The following is a 21434-nucleotide window of genomic DNA, read 5'->3' on the forward strand; positions in this document are numbered from 1 at the left end:
ACAACGCAATGATAATGAAACTTACAACAAACACCTATAAACTACTTGGTCTGTTGATCTTGCTATCGCTGGCAGCTTGTCAGAAAGATTATTTGGACCGTCCCTCGGAGGACCAGGTGGAAGCGCCTTATTTTTTCAATACAGCAAAGGATCTGGAGGTGGCCACCAATGATTTTTACACCTTTTTACCCAATGAATCCTGGTATACAAACGATGGTAATTCGGATAATATGATACCCCTTACGGTTGCCGACCGGATCAAGGGCAATCGAACTGTCCCCGTGGGAAGCGGTTCGGGCGGTTGGTCCTGGAGCCAGTTGCGCAAGATCAATTATTTTCTGGCCAACTACCATAAAGTGCCCGACGCTGTAGCACAAAAGAAATACGGCGGCATAGCCCGTTTTTTTAGAGCGAATTTTTATTACGATAAGGTGAAAACTTTCGGTGACGTGCCCTGGTACGGAAAGGTGCTGAGTGCCAAAGATGAAGACCTTTTCAAGGCTAGGGACACCCGGCAGCTGGTGATGGATTCCATTATGGCCGATCTGGACTATGCGATCGAAAATATACCAGCTGAAAAACAGCTTAACTTGATCACTAAATACACGGCGCTGCTGCTGAAAGCAAGGGTGGCACTCTTTGAAGGAACATTTAGAAAATACCATCAGATCGCAGGACATGAAAAGTTACTGAATGAGGCTGTTAGTGCATCGACCGAATTGATGAATAGTGGGGCCTATACCTTGTACAGCCAGGGCGGAGCAGATCAAGCCTATCGAAATCTGTTCGCCCGAAATAATCAGGATCAGGTGGAGACTATTCTCTCCATTGATTTTGAACTAGGCATGCGTGTGCATGGCCTTGGCTATTCCTTCACCTCAGCAACTTCGGGGGCCTATGGTATCGCCAAAGATATGATCAATAGCTATCTGATGAAGGATGGAAGCCGTTTTACGGATAGATCAGGTTACAAGACCATGGAATTCTATCAGGAAATGCAGAATAGAGATCCAAGGCTTACACAGACAACAGCGGGACCTGACTTCCGTGCTAATGGAGAAACAGCAAATGAGCCTGTCAACTTGACGATCACCACGACAGGCTATCGCCTGATCAAGGCCTTGCCTGACAAATTGCAATGGGGCGTATCGGCCTCCTATTTCGATGTCATCTTATTCCGGTATGCAGAAGCACTGCTGATCAATGCCGAAGCAAAAGCCGAACTGGGGACGATCAGCCAAAGCGACCTTGACCTGACCGTCAATAAGCTGCGTAGCCGCGCGGGGATGCCGATGCTATCTCTAGCGGAAGCGAATGCCAACCCTGACCCTTATCTGCTGGCCATGTATCCGAACGTCGATGGTGGAGCATTCAGGGGAGTACTATTGGAAATACGGCGCGAAAGACGGATTGAATTGTTCAACGAAGGGCAGCGCTGGGATGATTTAATGCGATGGAAAGCCGGATCCAAACTGAATCAGCCTATTGTCGGGGTTTATTTTCCCGGTATCGGAGCTTATGATTTTACAGGAGATGGCAAGGCGGATGTGTATGTCCATACAGGTAATACATCGGGTGCACCGGGTACGGTGACCACCTTGATCAATATCAATCAGCGGACACTTTGGGACCCAGTTTCGAATACACAGAATGCCAATAAGGGGTCACTTGATCCATTTTATCAACGGGGTAAGTTTGATGAAAAACGTGATTACTATGCACCGATCCCAATCGAAGATATCAAGTTAAACCCAAATTTGAAACAAAATCCTGAATGGGAGAAATTATACAGATAACATGAAACAACTTATTTTTATTTCGATCCTCTGTTATCTTTTGATCCCTGGATATACGTACTGTCAAAAACAGGATCGGCCTGATTATGCCGTTGGCTACTCTCTTGATATCCGGAAGATAGCATTTGAAAAGCTAAAAGCAGACAAAGAAGCTGGTATGGATTATATAGAGATTGCAGGTCTCGGAAGCTTCGTCAATGCAGACCTCAGTTTAAAAATCCCGCAGGCTGAATGGTTGCTTAAATGCGATTCGTTGGCCATTGTACTGAAAAAAGCTGCGGTGAAGGTATGGTCTATCCATATGCCCTTTTCCGCCAAAATAGATATCTCTACGCTGGACGAACAGCAGCGGCAGCAGGTGATGCGAATGCATTTGCAGCTACTGGAAGGTCTTTACCGTCTTCATCCGCAGGTGATTCTGTTTCACCCATCCTATTATCTCGAACCCAACAGACGCGAGGCCCGCAAGGAGCAGCTGGTACGTTCTGTCAAGGAGTTGTACACGGCGGTATCGGGGGCAGGGCTTCAACTCGTCATCGAAAATATGCTCGGGCCTTCGCTGACGGTAGGGGAGCGGGAACGACCCCTACTGCGGACCGTAGAAGAATGTCAGGAACTTTTTGCCCGCTTTCCTGATCAGGTTGGCATTGCAGTGGATATGAACCATATTGCACATCCCGAGCGGCTGCTTTTGGCTTTTGGACCGCGCGTCAAGACGCTTCATGTCGCGGATGGGGATGGAACAAAGGAAAGTCACTACCTGCCTTGTAATGGTAAAGGGCAGAATGACTGGAATACCATATTGGCCGCACTGGAAAAAATTAAATATAAAGGTGTATTCATGTTTGAGTGTCATTATGAAACCACAGCCCAGCTGATTGAATGTTACCGTCAGCTGCAGCAGATTTATAGCAACACAAAACAATAAGTAGGTTCAAAAAACATTGATTATAATGAAAAAATCGTTATATATTTTTATGGTTCTTTTGTCTGCCTTAGGCATACAGAGCTGTAAAAAAGATAAAATCGAAAGTGAGCAGCGGCTCCTGGTCGATCGGGATTATATGGAGGTCGGCAGTAGGGCCGATACCTATCAGTTGGACATCTTAGCGAATGCAACGATTACCGTCAGTAGCGACAAAGACTGGATCAAACTGGATAGTACGGTGTATCCCAAAGGGAAAAATAAGATCCGGTTTTCTGTTTCGAAAAATTCGGAGGATGAACGTTCGGCGACTTTGCTGCTCAGGCTGAACGATAATGTATCGCAGGAGATCTTGATTTTGCAGGAATCCGGAAAAGTGCCCGTTTTTTATGTGACTCCCGCAGGTAAGGGAGATGGCAGTTCGTGGAGTAGTGCTACAGATCTCGATCAGGCACTCGAAAAAGCAACGACAGGCAGTACCCTATTCTTGGCCGAGGGAACCTATATTCCAACTAGAACCATTCGCAATGGTGATGTGAATGAGGAATCCGATAAAACCATAGAGATCGCAAAAAATGTCAGCCTAATAGGCGGATACGCGGCCAATGTCAAACCTGGAGATCAGCCCAATCCGGCCTTGTATAAAACCATCTTTCAGGGGAAGCTTTCCAGTGGAAAATCGGTGTTTCACACAGTCACAGTGACGGCAACCCCGGATCCTGAAAATCAGGTTATGCTGGAAAATATCAGCATCAAAGGGGGAAATGCCACCGACCGCAGTGCCAGTACAACGATCGATAACGTAAAATTCAGCCGTGGCCAAGGTGGCGGTATGTTAATTGGTATGGCCAGGGTTCTGCTCAAAAATGTGGAGGTGATTGATAATAAAGCGACCGCAGATAAGGGAACTGCAGGTTTTGCTGCCGGCATCTATGCGTTTTCAGGTGCCCAGCTCAGGTTGGAAAATTGTCGCATCAACAATAATAGCAACAGCGGAAATAACGGTGGCGGACTATGGATCGCCGATGGGTCACTGATTGCCTACGATAGCCAGTTTAATCACAATAGTGCCAAAGGCACCGCAGGGGGCTTACACGCTTATCCAAATGCAGCTATTACACTCTATAATTGTGAGGTGGTTGGCAATTCAAATACATCCTATGGAGCAGGGGTTTATCTGCGTGAAAAATCAAAAGGGGTATTTGTTAATTGCCTGCTGGCTGAAAATTCAAGTACATCAGCCAACGGCGGTGGCGGACTGATGCTGTATGATAACTGTCAGGCAGACGTAATCAGTACAACCATTACCAAGAATGCCGTTGTTGGTCCCGGCGGAGGTGTCTATCGCCGCAGCAATGTCAACAACTTGACTTTGATCAATTCAATCGTTTCGGGCAATATTCAGGCGGGCAGTTCAAGCGATGTTGATGCTTATTCTGATAACATTGCTGTTGTTCCATTAATCCAGCACACTGTTGCTACGAAGGCGGTGTATGGCGCTGATGGAAGCATTGTTCCAAAGCTAAGCTTTGAACCTGCGACCATGCTGAATCCGGATTACCTGCCCATCGGTGCCGAAAATCCGTCCATGAGTTATGGTTTAAGCTCATCCGGATTGCTGGAGCTTGCCAAGAAATATAAGCCGGCATTGGACGATAGTCGCATGCAACAAGATATCAATAATAACCCGCGCTCTTCTACTTGGATGGGTGCAAAAGTGAAATAAGATGAAACAATTAAGCTGTTTATTTATCCTTACCCTTCTTCTATTAGGCAACAGCCGAGCTGCTGAGCACAAGAATATCCTGCTATTATTGGGTTCAGCCGATCCTGAGGTATTGGCCCAGCGGGTAGATGTTGCTGCCCAGCTCTACCATATCCGGCCGATGGATGCTATTGTGGTGTCTGGAGGTTGTGGTGCGCACGGTTCCAAGATTTGTGAAGCTTCGTCCATGGCGCTGCAATTGGTCAGCAAGGGGGTACCTGCGGCATTGATCTTCAAGGAGGAAAACTCCAAGACGACGGTGCAGAATTATATTTTCAGCAGACGCCTCAAAAATAACGCTGGAGAGCGAATCATCCAGCCTGGAGATACGGTGTATGTTGTTTCCAACCACTGGCATGCGATCGCTGTTGCTGCACGCCTGGAAAAATACGATGGGGTGACAGCGAAATTTTTTATTGAAGGTGCTATTCAGCCCAAAAAGGAAGACCGTCTTGATTATGGCGGAATATTTAACGCTTACGATGACAATCATCTTTTTACGTTAAAAGGCACCTGGCTGACACCGGAAGCGGTATGGACAAAAAAAGACAGCACCTATTATCTCACACAGGATATGGTCTACACAACGGATGTAGCTAACACAAGCTATAGTGTCAGTCCAGTGGAGAAGCTGTTTCCTTTTCTGAAAGGGAGTTCAGAGTTTAATCCACCGATATATATTGACGACGTGGTCGTATGGTACATCCTCTTTGATGGCTATTGCCGTAAAGTTTCAAAAAAAGATTTTAAGGTGCTGGATGAACAACCGATTCAGAAATGGCTGACGCTGCCAGACACATTGAACTGGAGCCAAATCAATACAGGGTATATCCAGGGAAAATCATTGGTATTGATCGGAAAGGACAAGGTGCTATTGGCTGAGCGAAAAGGAAAGGCCTTTCAGTATGAGCGGGAAACTGTGCCGCAACACTATTTTGCCAACTGGCCCTATAGCTGGGGGACGGGCAACGTAAGTGCGGCAAGATTACTGCCATCAGAAAACAAGGTCGTCTTTTACCGCAATATGGAATCGGCCGTATACACTATTAACCAGAAAACAATTGAAAAAGTGGTTCCATTAAAATTAAAGTGGATCGGCGAAATAAAGTAAAACAGATGAAAAGAAATTTTATATATAGCTTATTGCTGCTTTTTCTTGTTATTTCATGCAAGAAAAATGAGGGCGGAACGCAGCTGCCCTATGACTACAGTATTCCCCAGGAAGAAAACTTGGCGGAGATTATCAATACGGCAGCTTGGAATACAAAAACGGTTGCTGACGGTGTGCTGTGGAAATATTACCAATTTCCACGGATATTTGAATCCAAACAATATGTCAATGTATTTGAGATCGATCTGAAGAAAGGCATGCAGCTGGAAATTCCCTATGTGAAGACCGGATTTCTAAAAACAAGTGCTGCCGCGACGGCTAAGGGCGCTTTGGTGGCATTTAACGGCAGTTACTTTAATACCAGTACAGGCGGATCAACCGTATTTTTCAAATACGATGGCCAGGTAATCAATCAGACTGTGAATGGATTTAATAGCTACCGTGAAAATGGTGCATTTACCTTTACGGGGCAAAGCTATCAGATTGTGCCGAAACCCGCAGGAGGCTGGGGGACGCTGAGCGCCACCGCTGCACTGGCTGGCGGCCCGTTATTGATGCAGAATGGTCAGGTGCTGGAGCAGTTGAATGTAGATTTCAATACCAGCAGACATCCCCGTACAGCAGTGGGGCTTACCAAGGACAATAAACTTATTGTAGCTGTTATTGATGGCCGCTCATCACAATCACAGGGACTGACGATACCCCAGCTGGGCGAGTTAATGGCTGCCTTGGGCTGCACTTCCGCGTTAAACTATGATGGTGGCGGTTCCTCCACAGCTTGGGTGAAGGGCGAAGGCGTGGTTAACTATCCTTCAGATAATGGAAAGTTTGACCATGAAGGTGAACGCGCTGTAGCTACGGTATTTACAGTGAAATAAATTCGATACCTTTATAAGTAGATGGCCATCTTATGGATAATATGAGATGGCCACTATTCAATTAGAATCATTTCTATTGCTATTAATTGAAACATCATGAGAAAAAAGACAAGTATCCTATTTTTCCTCCTTCTTGTTTGTGGCTCAGTATCTTTATACGCCCAGCAGGTTATTTCGTCGGCCAAATTTGAGCTGCAGGGAAGAGCTTTTGAAAACGCACCAAAATTTCATCGGATAGATACAGCAAAGTACAGGCAACTTCCTGCTGCGGTAAAGAAATTATATACCCATGCTGCAGGAATGTTTATTACGTTTAAGAGCAATACGAGCAAATTATCTTTACGATGGAAGACGGCGGATGCGGCGCTAGGCAATAATTCCACGCCGATTATGTCACGGGGTTTTGATGTATATGTAAAAGAGCCCAGTGGGTGGCGCTTTGCAGGGGTAGCTCGTCCCGATCTGAACATGGCGGAAAGTAAAGCTACGCTTGTTGAAGATATGGCGAAAACAGAAAAAGAATTTCTTGTTTACTTTCCCTTGTATAAAGAGCTATTGGATTTTGACCTGATTATTGATGACAAAGCCACCTTTGTTGGTACCAGACAGTCTTTTAACAAAAAGGTCGTGATTTATGGTTCCAGCATTGTCCATGGAGCTTCCGCAAGCCGCCCGGGATTAGCTTATCCAGCGCAATTAGGGCGGCGGTTGAACGCCAATGTGATCAACATGGGCGTGAGTGGCAATGCCCGGATGGAGCCTGCCGTGGCTGATATGCTATGTGATATTGATTCTATGGGTCTACTCATCATGGATTGTGTGCCAAATAGTAGTCCCGAAGAAGTCAAAGAACGAACGTTTAATTTTGTGAAACGGATTCGTAAATCCCATCCTCAGGTACCCATATTGCTGATAGAGAGTATTACCCGTCAGGTCGGCAATTATAATTTAAAATGGAGCGCGCAATTGACCGAGCAGAATAAGAATTTTAAGCTACAGTATGAAAGACTGCTACAGGCAGGTTACAAAAATTTGTATTACATACCTACAGACCATTTGATAGGTGATGATTCGGAAGGAACAGTGGATGGCACCCACCCTACAGATGTGGGATTTGAAAGGATGCTTAAAATAATCGGGCGTAAAGTAGAGGCGATTCTAGAAAATAGTCCGTAAATCTTCACCAGCTTTCCACTACTACTCCGGGAGTGATCGCTGACTTTCAGAAATACGCAGACATCTAATCGTGTCAGTTTGCAGAAGCAGGGACGTATTTGTAAACCCCTTAGAAGCCAAAAAAAGGGCCTGATTCTCATCAGACCCTTTCTGTTAGCGTTTAATTGTACAGTAAATATTGGACAGACCCTATGGTTTTCAAAAGGCAATGTTTTTATTTTTGGGGTGTACCTTATTCAGCTAATGCTTTGACGATGGCTATGCCTACAGCTTTGGCTGATTGCGGGTTTTGCCCAGTGATCAATCTGCCGTCAATAGTGACATGGGACTGCCAAGGTTCGGATTTTTCATAAATCCCACCTATTGCTTTTAGTCTATCTTCTAGTAAAAAGGGAACAACATTGCTGAGCTTGACAAGCTCTTCTTCTTCGTTGCTAAAGCCATTAACTTTTTTCCCTTTTATCAAATATTCGCCGGTGCTCAGTTTGATGTTGGTTAAGCCTGCAGGTCCATGACATACAGCTGCAATGACCCCATTTGCCTCATATATCTTGGTGGCAATCTTTGCGATTGATGGGTCGAAAGGCAGATCCCACATCGCACCATGTCCTCCGGCGTAAAAGATGGCTTTGTAATCTTCCGGTTTTACCTGAGAAGGTTTGAGTGAATGGGTGATTTTATTGTGGTAGTATTTATCCTCCCAGAATTTTTTGTTAACAGGATCAGTCAGGTCAAATCCATCCACAGGTGGATTCCCTCCCTGTGGACTAAGGAAATCAATCTCATATCCAGCCGCTGTTAAAACCTCCCAGGGATGTGAGACTTCCCCGAGATAATAACCTGTTTTCTCGCCTGTATTACCTTTTGTATCGTGACTAGTTACTACAAATAGAATTTTTGGTTTTCGGTTTGTTGCATAGCAATGCGTTACTATTAAGATTAATAAAGCCGAAAATATTCCTATTTGCCTAAAGAGTTGTTTTGCTTTCATATTGCTTTGATTTTCTTCCTGTTGGAACAAATTTCTTGATTTTGTATGGTAATTTACCGTGACCTACATCACAAAATTAAAATTCACCTCCCCATTCCTGCCATTCACCGAGTTTTTCTGAGCGTTGGTCTAAAGATCATAGGCTTGGGGCCTATTGTGTTGTAGTTTTGAGTCAACAAATAAGAACAGATAAACTAACAATATAAAATAAAGACATTATGAACTCATTAGTAAAAACATTCGCAGCGGCAGCCTTAATCACAGTATCAACTTTCGCTATGGCAGCTGAAGGACCGGGAACAAAATCGGCAAAAGCAAACGTTAACCTTTCCACAGCGGACTTGGCTTTAGATCACTACGTTGCGGTAACGACAGNNGAGGGAGAATCAGCAGGAGTAGAGCAGTTGTTTGCAGCTGATTTCAATCAAAAGATTCAAGCTACCAATGCGCAGTCTAACAGCCGTAGCGAAGTGATTAAATCCTTGAAAAAACAAAAAGGCGAAAAGCTGAACTGTACAGTAAGCACTGATATCATCGAGGAATCTGCAGACTACATGGTTGCTAAAGTAACCTTAAAATTTGAAAACTTCACCAAGACTGATCTAGTTACCTTGGAGCGTGTAGGCAATGACTGGAAAGTTTCCAAATCAATCAATTCGTATAAGTAGAAGCCATCTCAAATAAATATATATGTTGTAGAGCCATATCGGAAGATGTGGCTTTTTTGTTTTGGCGTATAGACAACATCCATGGTAAAGAGATATGTCTTTTTTTTGCCTTTTATCAAATTTTTGATCTTAAAAGAAGGGTAGCTTTGGGATATTAAATAAATCAATTATGAAAAAGCATAGTTTCTTAATGGAAAGACTAGTAAGATATAAAGCGTTTATTAATATCATTACAATATTGCTTTTGTTGCTTTTACCTCTACCGGGTGAAAAGTTTACGCTCCTTTTTTTTATGGTGTTATTTCTTGCTCTATTTCAATTTTTTACTTGCCTGAATTATGTTGATTTCATCAATATGTGGGACTTAGTTGTTCAAGCTCTACTGGCGGTTATTTATATTATAATCTGTACAACAGTTTTACTGCATTCGTTATATATCATAAAAAGAAGACTGGGAACTACATTAGATAGGATATTTTCGATAGTTATAGGGATAGCAGGTCTTTATAGCCTACATGCTGTCCTACAATACCCGGATATGTTTTCTTTTGCTTGGCTTGCATTATTTTTCATTTTCAATATAATGAGATGGATGCTTATAACAAAGGCTGATTATTAGCGGATGATATGCTTATTGGAGCAAATAAAGGATCCCGAAAACTAGGGGGCAGTACTTTTTCAGTTTAGTTTAGAAGCCAGATCCTGAAATCTGGCTTTTTACGTCAAAAGGGTCTGATTCTCATCAGACCCTTTCTCTTAGCGTTTACTTGTACAGCAATTTTTATGTTTCCTATCGTTTCCTCTTTTTTGTTTCGTCATCCAATGTTTTTTAAGACAATTGGATTTTCACTGTACGACGCCAATTTTATGTTGAACCTTTCCTTCGAAAGATAGCTTGGAGCCGCTTTGTATTATAAGAACAATTGCCATTTCCAAATAGTTTTATCGGAGTAAATTTTTTTGATAACTTGTATTGGCTTATTTATACTGTATGAAGATCTTGCCTTCCTTTTTCATTTCAATTTATTTCTCCCATTCGTTTCTGTCTGGATACATCTTGAGATCTTTGAATTCGTCAAAATCATTAAATAATTTAATACCTTTTAACAAACGAGTTCCATCTCGATCGGATTGCTTGAATGCTATTAATGCAAAGCGTTGATCGATCTTTTTACTTTGTATTTCAAATAAAACCTGAGATGAATTAACATTTATGCAAAAGGCTGAAACTGTGGCTCCTTTTAAAATAGTGTTCGTAGAATGGCTCCGTAAATAATCGACTATAGATCCTGATGAATCGATTTCTTTATACAGCATATCTTCGAAAGCTAATTTTTTCTCAATTGATATTGCTTCCCAAGGATATTCTACAAAGGCTGTTGTAGGATTTTCGATAATAAAATCCTCAATTATTTTAGTGTCAACTCCCGCTAGGTGGATTCTTTTAGGTTCTTCTGGCAATTCCTCACTATCTTCTATCATTATACCTCCTGTGGGAAATAAAAACAGTCCATTTTCGAGTTGAATATTTAATCTTAAGGCCAGCCATTCTTTTAAATTCTGACCATTTGTATTTAGAAATTCCTGGGCGTGCTGCTGAATCTGTGCGAAATATGTTTGACTGGGGTTAACTTGTGGAAGCTTTTGCTATTAAAGATAGCTGTTATAGTCTGATTATCGAAAATTCAATGCTTTATTCTAAACCCTTTCCTCTCCCCATTACCGCCATTCACCGAGTTTTCCTGATCGTTGGTCTAAAGGCCATAGGCTAGGGGTCTATTGTGTTGTAGTTTTGAGTCAACAAATAAGAACTAAAAACTAACACTATAAATAAAGACATTATGAACACGCTAGTAAAAACATTCGCAGCAGCAGCTCTAATCGCAGTATCAACTTTCGCTATGGCAGCTGAGGGACCTGGAGCAAAAGCAACAAAAGCAAACGTTAACCTTTCTACAGCAGACTTGGCACTTGATCACTATGTTGCGGTCACTACGGAGGGAGAATCAGCAGNNAAGTGGTTAAATCCTTGAAAAAGCAAAAAGGGGAAAAGCTGAACTGCACAGTAAGCACAGACATCATTGAGGAATCGGCAGACTATATGGTGGCTAAAGTGACCTTGAAATTTGAAAACTTCATCAAGACTGATCTGGTTACCTTGGAACGTGTGGGCAATGACTGGAAAGTATCCAGATCGATCAATTCGTATAAATAGAATTTAAATAATTAGTGGTTTGCCAGTAATAAAAGACAAACCACTAGTGAATCATATGTTTATTTATGGCCACGTCGAGAGATGTGGCTTTTTTATGATTTATCTATTTTTTTAGTTCGGTTTATTATCCTAAATAATCTCGTCAGGGATTTGACTCAACTGTGAAACTAAATAATTAATGGGGGCGGTCAATTCAGATTGGTTACAATCGTATTGATCAATAACGCCGTAGATTTCAAACGATGATATATTAAAGCCTTCTTCAATGTCATTATAGTAAATTATTTGATTTCCAAATAAGGCAACCACCCAAAAGCCCCCACTCTCATCTCCAAACGATTTTTCTTGCCACTTATGAGGAGTTACTTTGATGAGATTCCAAAGGTTTAAAGCTTTATAATCCATTGTCAGTTCTGCTTGCGAAATAAGAAGTTCTATTTTGTCAATTGATATCGGTGGCCACATGCACTAAGATAATGAAATTTTGAAATAAATTATCTCTCCCCGAATATATAGCTTCATTGAATCGTTAATTCGAATGATAACTTTCACCTCCCCATTCCAGCCATTCACCGAGTTTTCCTGAGCGCTGGTCTAAAGTCCATAGGCTAGGGGCCTATTGTGTTGTAGTTTTGAGTCAACAAATAAGAACAAAAAACTAACAATATAAAGTAAAGACATTATGAAAGCATTAGTAAAAACATTCGCAGCAGCAGCCCTAATCGCAGTATCAACTTTCGCTATGGCAGCTGAAGGACCTGGAGCAAAAGCAACAAAAGCAAACGTTAACCTTTCTACAGCAGACTTGGCACTTGCTCACTATGTTGCGATAACTACGGAGGGCGAATCAGCAGGCGTAGAGCAGTTATTCGCAGAAGATTTCAATCAAAAGATCCAAGCTACCAATGCGCAATCTAATAGCCGTAGTGAAGTGATTAATTCCTTGAAAAAACAAAAAGGAGAAAAGCTTAACTGTATAGTAAGCACCGACATCTTAGAAGAATCAGCTGACTATATGGTAGCCAAAGTGAGGTTGAAATTTGAGAACTTCACCAAGACTGACCTAGTTACCTTGGAGCGTGTGGGCAATAATTGGAAAGTATCCAAATCAATCAATTCGTATAAATAGAATTTTACAACTGGTGGTTTGCGGCAAATAAATGACAAACCACTAGTGAATCATATGTTTAAGTTTAGTTTAATAAGCCACGTCGGAAGATGTGGCTTTTTTAGTTTGGAAATTTGCATTTGAGCAACAAAAGATTATTGTTTTTGCATAATACCATATTTCTTGTTTTGATCATCTTTGGCGTTTGTTCCTGCGTAGCTATCTAAAATCCGCATGGTGGCCGCTTTTAGGGAACGTCCGAATTCCGTGGGATGATAACCTGGTCCAGTAAAAAATTCCACCTCATGATTGATTTTTGAATACCATACTCTTCCTACATCCTTGGGACCCAGGGTATCTGGTCTCGTTATTTTCACAAATCCCTCGAGTTTGTTTTTATCTAAGCCTATCACTTGATAAGGCTGTGTCTTACTCTGACAATCTACCTCAATATATTTTTCTCCATTCCAGCACATGCACTCTTCAGGCGTCAGAAAATGTACGGTAGTCAATATTGCCAATACCAAAAGTGCTACACCTGAAAACCTCAATACAAGTTTGTTTTTTTTGAAAAATGGTTGCGGATATTTAAATCTGTCAATATCATCCTTGTTTTGCCTCCGCTCATTTGAGTCATTTTGAATGTTCAGATCGTCAATTAATTCTTCAGCTTTTTCTTCTTCCGGTTTATCCTTAAGTTCTTTGTTTTCACCCGTCAATGTGGAAATCATTGGTGAACCCTCCGATGTTGGCTCTTTATCGTCGGTAGGGATTAAAGGGGTATCTAGTTTATCAGTCAGTGATGAGCTTTTTCTTTCATCTATTGGTGATGGATCCTTCACCCCATCTGATGTTGAGGTATCATAGCTGTATCGAAATGGCCTCGGTTGATAGTCCACGAGTATTGCGAGTAGCTTCACTACTCGGTCTTCAGGATCTTGCGTAATGTTAAGTGCAAATTTCTGCAATGCCTTTAATGACCCAGTATTGTATTTCGCTATTGCTTCTTCCAAGCTCTTTTCTTTTTTATATGGATCAAAGAACTTTTGTAAAATTTCGATATCCTCGGGAGGCAAACCTTCGGATAATCTAACTAAGCAATAATCTCTTAGCTTGGCGGGCGAAGGATTAACTAATAAATCATCCAGCTCATGGTTGTTTTTCTTTGCCTCATATAGGGCAAGAACCTCTTCTTTAAATTTGGCAAATGTCGTTGGCATGGCATCAAAATTAAGCTAATTCTACACCGGAATTTACGGAATCCCGTAAGTCAATACATTCTTTATACATCGGAATTCATAGAATCTTTAGCATTTTATCGGACCTTTCGGACCTATCGGAATCATTTGATAAAAAGGGTTTTAACGGCTATAACTTTGTTCTCGAAGTCAGATGATGGATCGATTAAAATATAAACAAAGATACTAATCTGATTTCACAATGAGAAGATCTCGCGGTAGTCTTTAGCCGGTTTGGGAAGCAGCTTCTGCCTCCCGCGATTGACACTCTTACTTCCCAAAAAATTCAGAAGGCCTTCTGAAAACATTTGTAGCAATCCCGTGCATGGTGCACGGGGACTACTCATTTTTTCAACTTTTTAAATTTTTTGAATCATGTGGAGTTTAATATTATATTTTCTATTTGGAATCGGTCAACCGTCTAATTCACAACCTGGCGCAGGAACGTCAACAGTACAAACGGCAGATGCACCTCCTGTGGATCCGGGGGATAACGGGGGGGAAACGAGCACGCCAATTCCACCTCGGCCACCAAAACCATAACAAATACACAAACGGGAGGTAGCATCTAGTTACCTCCCGTTTTAAATTTATATATTGCTTTGATGGCTAATTTTAATTATTTTCGAGAAAAATGAACCATCTTGAAGCCTCTTTATATATTCCTCTCCCTGTTATTTTTTTCCTCTTGTTACAAGAAAGAAATAGATAAACAACCTTCAGCGGAAAATCCATTTTATGATATTGCATACAATTATCTCGAACAAGGTGTTTCCGATAGTGCGTTTTTAAATTTTAGTCGGGCTAAAGATATTTTCCTTGAATCTAAAGACAGTATAAATACAGGCAATTGTTTAATTATCATGGCAATTTTGCAAAAGGATCTAGGAGATTATTTTGGAGCACAGGAGACCGCCTTACAGGCCTTGAATTTTTTGAATTTCGAAAACCCCAAACATCGTATATATTTAAGTTCCGATTATAATAATTTGGGAGCCAGCACTAATAAACTTGGTGACTATAGGAAAGCAATTCTATTCTATAAAAAAGCTATTCACTTTTCAGACGACTCATTGACAACATCAGTTTATAAAAATAATTTAGCAATGAGCTATATGAATGTTAAAGAATATGATAAAGCAATTGATATTTTAGATAGTGTATTAAATGAAGTGCATGCTTTGCCAACTGAGTATGCAAGATCTTTGTCGAATATAAGCTACGTCCGATGGCGTAGAAATTCAAATTATTCAGCAGTTTCAGGTCTTTTAACAGCCCTGAAGATTAGAGAGGAAAAAAAAGATTTATGGGGCCTGAATGCAAGTCTAGCTCATTTAGCAGACTATTATGAAAGGATTAATCCAGACTCTTCCTTATTCTATGCTCGAAAACAGCTAGCCATGGCGAGACGACTTAAGAGTGGAGATGATCAGATGAAAGGCCTCTCACGAATGATAAAGGTAGGCTCGTCAGACTCAATTACCTTTTATTTTAATCAATTTGAGACAATAAGCGACAGCATCCAGCAAGCCCGCGCCGCCGCCAAAAACCAGTTCGCCCTAATCCGCTACGAAGTTGAAAAAAATAAAGCCGATAACCTGCGGCTGGAAAAAGAAAATGCCGAAAAGCAGAACCGTCTTATACGACAACGCGCGATTACAGGTGCAAGTATTTTTTTACTCCTATTAGCTGTTGGTGGAGGAACGCTTTGGTACAAACGACGCAAGCAACGTCTAGAACTCGAAGCACAGAACCGCGTCAAAGAGACGCAGTTGCATCTTTCTAAAAAGATCCACGATGTCGTGGCCAATGGCATCTACCGGGTGATGTCGGAAATCGAACATGGCGATGAAGTGAATCGCGATGACGTACTCGATAAACTGGAAAATATGTACCACCAGTCGCGCGATATCTCGCACGATGTCGAACAGGAAACGATCACAGAGATACCTTATAACGAGCAACTGGCCAGCTTACTCAAATCCTTTGCTGCTGACCATCGGAAGATATTAATCGCCGGTAATGATGCCGAACAGTGGGACGATATTAGCAAACGTATTAAAGATGAAGTGAAGCATGTGCTTCAGGAGCTGATGGTCAATATGAAGAAACATAGTCAGGCCGAACAGGTCGTCATACGTTTTGACATAACAGACCAACAGCTTAACATATTCTATAAGGATAATGGTATAGGAATCCCACAAGAAAAACCGAAAGGAAAAGGGTTATCGAATACGGTTTCCCGTATTGAAAGCTTCGGTGGTGAAATTACCTTTGTGAATGAACCGGGAAAAGGGCTCAATATCACGACCACTATCCCATTATAAAAAGACAATAATGTATGTTTAAGAAAGTACTGATTGCCGAAGACCACGAGATAGCCAACATTTCTGTGCAGAAAACCCTGCACGACCTCGGTATTCACAATACCAAATACGTTTATTACTGTGACCATGCGTTGACCTGGATTAAAAATGCGATCCGCGATGGCGAACCATATGACCTACTCATTACGGATATCGAATTCGAAGATGATGATAGTCCGCAGGAGATAAAGGATGGCCTTTCACTGATCAAAGCTGTCAAGATTGTACAACCAGACATTAAGGTTATTGTCCTGACGGCCAAGGACCGTTCGTCCCTGATCAATGATATGTTCAAGAATAACGAGATTGATGGCCTTGTTCGCAAAGCGCGCCGCGATGGCCAACATCTGCGCGAGGCATTGCAAGCTGTTGATCAGAACCGCACGTACCAATCACCCGACAGTAAAAAATTTATTCAGGAGCAGAACTCGCACGAGTTTACGCAGTTTGACCTGCATATCATTAAACTCCTGTATGAAGGCGTGTCCCAAAAAGAAATGCCCGAATATCTCCAGCAGCGTGATATCCGCCCGTCGAGTCTGAGTAGTATCGAGAAAAGGCTCAACCTCATGAAAGATGTACTAGGTTTTATCAAAAATGAACAGCTTGTTGCACACTGCAAGGAATTAGGTTTTATATAAATAATCTTTGATATCGGATTACGGTTTTCCGTAAAGAATCTTGGGGGTATCGTGCTACTTTTGTGAAAGCAAGGTAAATAACGAGGTTGGGTTACTTGCCGAAAATACGATATCTGATGCATTCAAGATATTTAGTGCCATATTTTAACCAATAAGATGATGAGAAAGGGCTATCCACCGATAGCCCTTATTTGTTTTTATGATCATATATAACAGCCGACTTATAAGAGATCCAGCTAAATGCTCGATCATTTAATCAGCCTGATTGGAAAACGTATTGATTGTGTTTAACGAATAGTAAGCGATTCCATTATCCGGATATTCTTCCAAAATTTCTTCGTATAGCGCTTTTGCTTTTTCGGCTTGCCCGGTCTGCGAATAACAGAATGCAATATTACAGAGCGCCATTTCCCGATAGCTCATTTTTGAAGCGCTAAACATGGTAACTGCCCGATATTTATCTAACCATTTCTTTTTTGTAAAGAAATCGACACTCTGTTTAAAATATTCAATCGCACCGTTAAACTCATTTTGTTTGACTGCTTTCATTCCCTTTTTGTGGCTCTTTGGAATGAGCTGTTGCAATGCTGTTATTAAAATGAAAAAAAGAACTGAGGCGACGATCATGCCCTCAAGTTGGAATAAGAATAAGGAAGCTACCATCAGGACCATCCAGAACACAATAAGGATTAAAACAGCTGGCCAGGACACTGACCTTACAATAGGAACATTTGCACTCATATAGATTAATAAATTGCTGGTTGTAATTTTTCTAAAAGGTATCAAAATTTCTTAAAAAATCCTCTTTCAGTATGTCGATGACGTTAAGTTTTAAAGCGGTATTTATCGTATCGAAAAGGTCTGGCAAATACGGTTTCCCGTATTGAAAGTCTCGGCGGCGAAATTACCTTTGTCAATGAACTGGGGAAGGGACTTGATTATGATGCTCCAAATCCATAAATGGACGAAACCGATGCGACAACAATAGTATCCCTGCGTTCAATAAGGGATTTTGTGGTGGAAAGGCGGAGTATTTCCAAATGTTCGTTAATGGAAGAATCTTTTTCAACGAAACGGTCACTGCCGGGCAGATACATCTCAGGCTGAAAATAATCATAATATGAGACGAAAAACTCAACAGCATTCTCTGGAAAAAATTGCTTCATTTCATCATATAGCTGAGCAGTCAAGGTCTTGTTAAGTGCAAGAATCAAGGTCGGACGCTTTAGCTGGTGGATAATGTTTGCCATTGTAAAGGTCTTTCCTGAACCTGTGATACCTTTGAGTGTCTGGTGGGTAGCTCCAGATTCAATTCCCGAAACAAGTCTTGCGATAGCATCCGGCTGGTCTCCTGCGGGAATATACTATGAGTGTAATATAAAAAGGCCTTTTGACATAAGTTTCCTGTTAGTTGGTTGTAACACAAATATAATTAAAAAACTGATTCACAGTTTGCCGGTGTTCCGGGAAAATCAATGTTTCATTGATCCGTAAACTAAAGCTCTGGAATTTAATGTTTGACTACTAGACATAAAATAGTTTGGTAAGACCATAATGTGCGTCGGACTGTTATTGATCAGGCACAGTTATCTTTTTTCTGAGTTCAGCGACACCACTCCCTATACAATACAGTATTATTAAAATATAACCCGCTCTTTTACAGTGGTCAAGAAGGTCGCAAATGTATATTATATAATGTTATATGTATAATATCATGCGTCTCAGGCAACATACCTTTGTATTATCAAATCAGAAGATCTGATGATAAAATATCCTTACTACAGAAAATGGAAGAGAATAGTTCAATAAATAATTTAAATATAATCCTGGATGAAATTAAAGCGATTTCATCAGTGCTGAATCCGGTATCGCTACAGACACTGGAGGACAATTTAAAGAAAGCGGACCGTATATTTTTTGCAGGTGCCGGACGTACAGGCTTAGCACTGAAGATGGCTGCCATGAGATTTATGCATCTAGGCTTAAATGTATATGTTGTGGGTGAAACAACTACGCCCGCAATCTTAGAGAACGATCTTCTGCTGGTAGGCTCCGGTTCTGGAAGCACGCCGACACTTGTAATCGCCGCTGAAAAGGCAAAAAAACAACATGCAACTGTAATAGGCATTACAGCGGATTCGAATAGCAAAATTGCTAGCCTTTCAGACCATGTGGTGCTTGTTAATGCGGCGGTGAAGACGGACTTTGGAGAATCAGCGTCCCGTCAGTATGCTGGAAGTCTCTTTGAACAGTCTGTCCTTTGGGTCCTTGATGCTGTATTTATGACACTGTGGAGAGATTCAGGCCTGACAAAAGAGGAGCTCTGGCCGAAACATGCCAATCTTGAATAACGAGAAATACAATTAAATAAATATTAAAATTTTATATTATGACTAAGTTACAAGTAGCGATTGACTTATTGACTACAGAAGCAGCCCTTGATTTGGCTGCAAAAGTATCACCTTATGTGGATATCATCGAGCTGGGAACACCTTTAATCAAAGCTGAAGGTCTAAAAGTGATCACCGCAATGAAATCCGCGCATCCTGATAAATTGGTCTTTGCGGATCTGAAAACAGCTGATACAGGTGCATTAGAAGCAGAAATGGCATTCAATGCAGGTGCGGATCTGGTAACCGTAATGGGTGCTGTTGATGATTCCACGATCAAAGGTGCAGTAGAAGCTGCAAAAAAAGCCGGTAAACAAGTAGTAGTTGATACGATCGGCGTAAAAGACCGTGTACAACGTGCCAAAGAAGTTACAGCCTTTGGTGTGGCATTTGTTGAGTTGCATGCCGGCCTTGATGAACAGGCTCAGCCGGGTTATAACGTGCAAAAACTTATCGGTGAGGGCCGTGAGGCACAGGTTCCTTTTTCGATTGCCGGTGGTGTAAATCTTGACACGATTAAAGATGTCGTGGCTGCTGGTGCAGCAGTAGCTGTTGCCGGAGGAGCCATCTATGGTGCCCAGGATCCAGCTGCAGCAGCTAAAGCCCTGAAAGAAGCCATCACAGCATAAATCAGAAAGTCGGACTATCCTTCGAAGTCTTCTCTGTACTAACAGGGAAGACTTTATACTGCAAATCTAATCTGCTCAATTTTTAACTGTAGTGAAGAATGATATAAATAGAATATTTAAAGATTTAGAAAATGAAGACATATAATTTTGGTATAGTAGGCCTGGGTGTGATGGGCCGAAATTTATTGCTCAATATGGCGGATCATGGATTTGCTGTGGCCGGGCTGGATATGGATCAGGAGAAGGCCGGTTCATTGCAGAATGAAGCACAGAAAGACCATCAGATTTTTGCAACCGTTGATCCGGAATCCTTTGTTAAATCTCTGGAAAGCCCGAGAGCAATAATGCTCCTTGTTCCTGCGGGTTCTGCTGTTGACGGGGCAATAGGAACTTTACTTCCCTTGCTGGATGAGGGCGATATAATAATCGATGGGGGCAATACCTATTTTTCTGATACCGACAGGAGGTATCAGGAGCTTTCGTCAAAGGGAATCCACTTTTTTGGTATGGGAATCTCAGGTGGTGAGAGCGGGGCCAGAAGGGGGCCGAGTATGATGCCCGGAGGTGATAAGGTAGCTTATGAGCGATTACGCCCCATTTTTGAAGCAATTGCTGCAAAAGTTGATGATGCACCATGCGTTGAATTTTTGGGTAACGGCTCAGCGGGCAACTATGTGAAGATGGTTCATAACGGTATAGAATATGGAATTATGCAGCTTATTGCAGAGACCTATGATATAATGAAGAATGTCTATCATCTGGAGCATGAAGTGATACAGGAATCATTTGAACAGTGGAATAGGGAAGAACTGAATTCCTTTCTCATTGAAATTACCGGAGCTATTCTAAAGCGAAAAGAAGAGAATACTTTCCTGGTGGATCTGATTTCAGACTGGGCTAAATCCAAAGGGACAGGTAAATGGACATCTCAAAATGCAATGGATCTTCAGGTACCCGTGCCTGTGATCGACGCTGCTGTCAATATGCGGGACATGTCCAAATATAAATTGGAAAGGATTAAGGCATCGAAACTGCTGACCTGGCAAAATGCGTCAAAAGTTGATCCTGTTGATCTAGAACATCTGAAGGCCGGTCTTTATTTCGCCATTATTAGCACATACGCACAGGGGCTTGCCCAGCTTAGGATGGCATCTGATACCTATGGTTATGGACTGAATCTGGAGACCGTGTGTAAAATCTGGCGCGGGGGATGTATCATCCGTGCGACACTTCTGGAAGACTTCCGAAAGGCGTTCGCTTTACAGCCGGATCTTGCAAATATTCTGCTTGACAGGGAGATTGCTGCCAAGTTAAATGCATCACAGGCAGGTATCCGGTCCATCATTCGGGATGCCATTCAGAATGGTACACCTGTTTCGGCATGGATGAATGCACTGTCATATTTCGATGCTTACCGTGCAGAAAATTTGCCTACGAACCTTATTCAGGCACAACGGGATTTTTTTGGAGCGCATACTTATGAAAGAACTGATAAGGAAGGCGTATACCATACCCGTTGGGAATCTTAAAATTAAAT

20 protein-coding genes and 1 pseudogene are annotated in these 21434 nt (G+C 41.8%); 14 read left to right on the forward strand and 7 right to left on the reverse strand.

Going from position 1 to position 21434, the window contains the following annotated elements; translation table 11 throughout:
* Positions 1–14 precede the first annotated feature (14 nt).
* The 6 genes from B4Z90_RS11410 (at position 15) to B4Z90_RS11435 (ending at position 7651) form a co-directional block, all read left to right on the forward strand.
* Complete coding sequence (locus B4Z90_RS11410; RefSeq protein WP_070566359.1) at positions 15–1796, forward strand: RagB/SusD family nutrient uptake outer membrane protein; 1782 nt, start codon at positions 15–17, stop codon at positions 1794–1796.
* Position 1797: 1 nt separating this feature from the next.
* Positions 1798–2724, forward strand: a complete 927-nt coding sequence (locus B4Z90_RS11415) for a sugar phosphate isomerase/epimerase family protein (protein ID WP_070566357.1) — start codon at positions 1798–1800, stop codon at positions 2722–2724.
* 25 nt (positions 2725–2749) lie between these two features.
* Positions 2750–4447 (forward strand): right-handed parallel beta-helix repeat-containing protein, encoded by a 1698-nt coding sequence (locus B4Z90_RS11420; protein ID WP_070566355.1) that lies wholly within the window; start codon positions 2750–2752, stop codon positions 4445–4447.
* Between the two features lies 1 nt (position 4448).
* Positions 4449–5597 carry a YdcF family protein gene (locus tag B4Z90_RS11425; protein ID WP_070566352.1) on the forward strand — a complete coding sequence of 383 codons (1149 nt, stop codon included), beginning with the start codon at positions 4449–4451 and terminating at the stop codon, positions 5595–5597.
* Positions 5598–5602: 5 nt separating this feature from the next.
* On the forward strand, positions 5603–6475 hold the full coding sequence (locus B4Z90_RS11430) for a phosphodiester glycosidase family protein (RefSeq protein ID WP_070566350.1): 873 nt from the start codon (positions 5603–5605) through the stop codon (positions 6473–6475).
* Between the two features lie 96 nt (positions 6476–6571).
* Positions 6572–7651, forward strand: a complete 1080-nt coding sequence (locus B4Z90_RS11435; protein ID WP_070566347.1) for an SGNH/GDSL hydrolase family protein — start codon at positions 6572–6574, stop codon at positions 7649–7651.
* A 232-nt stretch (positions 7652–7883) separates the two neighbouring features.
* Here B4Z90_RS11435 and B4Z90_RS11440 read toward each other — a convergent pair whose 3' ends face one another.
* Positions 7884–8642 carry a type 1 glutamine amidotransferase domain-containing protein gene (locus B4Z90_RS11440; protein ID WP_286709359.1) on the reverse strand — a complete coding sequence of 253 codons (759 nt, stop codon included), beginning with the start codon at positions 8640–8642 and terminating at the stop codon, positions 7884–7886.
* Positions 8643–10333: 1691 nt separating this feature from the next.
* On the reverse strand, positions 10334–10792 hold the full coding sequence (locus tag B4Z90_RS11445; protein WP_070566342.1) for a hypothetical protein: 459 nt from the start codon (positions 10790–10792) through the stop codon (positions 10334–10336).
* Positions 10793–11339: 547 nt separating this feature from the next.
* Between B4Z90_RS11445 and B4Z90_RS11450 the strand changes: the two genes are divergently transcribed.
* A complete protein-coding gene (locus B4Z90_RS11450; protein ID WP_286802255.1) occupies positions 11340–11525 on the forward strand; it encodes a hypothetical protein in 186 nt (61 codons plus the stop codon).
* Between the two features lie 129 nt (positions 11526–11654).
* On the opposite strand, the gene B4Z90_RS11455 is transcribed toward B4Z90_RS11450, so the two are convergent.
* Positions 11655–11990, reverse strand: coding sequence for a hypothetical protein (locus B4Z90_RS11455; RefSeq protein WP_070564650.1), 336 nt, complete (start codon positions 11988–11990; stop codon positions 11655–11657).
* A 217-nt stretch (positions 11991–12207) separates the two neighbouring features.
* On the opposite strand from B4Z90_RS11455, the gene B4Z90_RS11460 reads away from it, so the two are divergent.
* On the forward strand, positions 12208–12654 hold the full coding sequence (locus tag B4Z90_RS11460) for a nuclear transport factor 2 family protein (RefSeq protein ID WP_201639618.1): 447 nt from the start codon (positions 12208–12210) through the stop codon (positions 12652–12654).
* A 134-nt stretch (positions 12655–12788) separates the two neighbouring features.
* Here B4Z90_RS11460 and B4Z90_RS11465 read toward each other — a convergent pair whose 3' ends face one another.
* A complete protein-coding gene (locus B4Z90_RS11465; RefSeq protein WP_070564644.1) occupies positions 12789–13853 on the reverse strand; it encodes a hypothetical protein in 1065 nt (354 codons plus the stop codon).
* Between the two features lie 215 nt (positions 13854–14068).
* Positions 14069–14218: a hypothetical protein gene (locus B4Z90_RS11470; protein ID WP_159332799.1), complete on the reverse strand. Its 150-nt coding sequence runs from the start codon at positions 14216–14218 to the stop codon at positions 14069–14071.
* Positions 14219–14246: 28 nt separating this feature from the next.
* Between B4Z90_RS11470 and B4Z90_RS11475 the strand changes: the two genes are divergently transcribed.
* The 3 genes from B4Z90_RS11475 (at position 14247) to B4Z90_RS11485 (ending at position 16878) form a co-directional block, all read left to right on the forward strand.
* The gene (locus B4Z90_RS11475) at positions 14247–14414 is read left to right on the forward strand and encodes a hypothetical protein (RefSeq protein WP_175441972.1); all 168 of its coding nucleotides are present in this window, start codon (positions 14247–14249) and stop codon (positions 14412–14414) included.
* Between the two features lie 101 nt (positions 14415–14515).
* The gene (locus B4Z90_RS11480; protein WP_083295881.1) at positions 14516–16198 is read left to right on the forward strand and encodes a tetratricopeptide repeat-containing sensor histidine kinase; all 1683 of its coding nucleotides are present in this window, start codon (positions 14516–14518) and stop codon (positions 16196–16198) included.
* A gap of 14 nt (positions 16199–16212) precedes the next feature.
* Positions 16213–16878, forward strand: a complete 666-nt coding sequence (locus B4Z90_RS11485) for a response regulator (RefSeq protein ID WP_070564641.1) — start codon at positions 16213–16215, stop codon at positions 16876–16878.
* A 252-nt stretch (positions 16879–17130) separates the two neighbouring features.
* Here B4Z90_RS11485 and B4Z90_RS11490 read toward each other — a convergent pair whose 3' ends face one another.
* Together B4Z90_RS11490 and B4Z90_RS11495 are read right to left on the reverse strand one after the other, a co-directional pair.
* Entirely contained in the window at positions 17131–17619 is a 489-nt protein-coding gene (locus B4Z90_RS11490; RefSeq protein WP_070564638.1) for a tetratricopeptide repeat protein, read from the reverse strand.
* 206 nt (positions 17620–17825) lie between these two features.
* Positions 17826–18239 (reverse strand): annotated as a pseudogene (locus tag B4Z90_RS11495) (DEAD/DEAH box helicase family protein); the annotation flags it as partial.
* A 426-nt stretch (positions 18240–18665) separates the two neighbouring features.
* Here B4Z90_RS11495 and hxlB point away from each other — a divergent pair.
* From hxlB to gndA, 3 genes are all read left to right on the forward strand, one after another.
* Entirely contained in the window at positions 18666–19229 is a 564-nt protein-coding gene (hxlB, locus tag B4Z90_RS11500) for a 6-phospho-3-hexuloisomerase (protein ID WP_070564632.1), read from the forward strand.
* A gap of 38 nt (positions 19230–19267) precedes the next feature.
* Positions 19268–19897: a 3-hexulose-6-phosphate synthase gene (gene hxlA / locus B4Z90_RS11505; protein WP_027374807.1), complete on the forward strand. Its 630-nt coding sequence runs from the start codon at positions 19268–19270 to the stop codon at positions 19895–19897.
* 131 nt (positions 19898–20028) lie between these two features.
* Positions 20029–21426, forward strand: coding sequence for an NADP-dependent phosphogluconate dehydrogenase (gene gndA / locus B4Z90_RS11510; RefSeq protein ID WP_286709536.1), 1398 nt, complete (start codon positions 20029–20031; stop codon positions 21424–21426).
* Positions 21427–21434 lie beyond the last annotated feature (8 nt).

This window comes from Sphingobacterium sp. UBA5639 (assembly GCF_002421245.1).
Classification (GTDB): Bacteria; Bacteroidota; Bacteroidia; order Sphingobacteriales; family Sphingobacteriaceae; genus Sphingobacterium; species Sphingobacterium multivorum.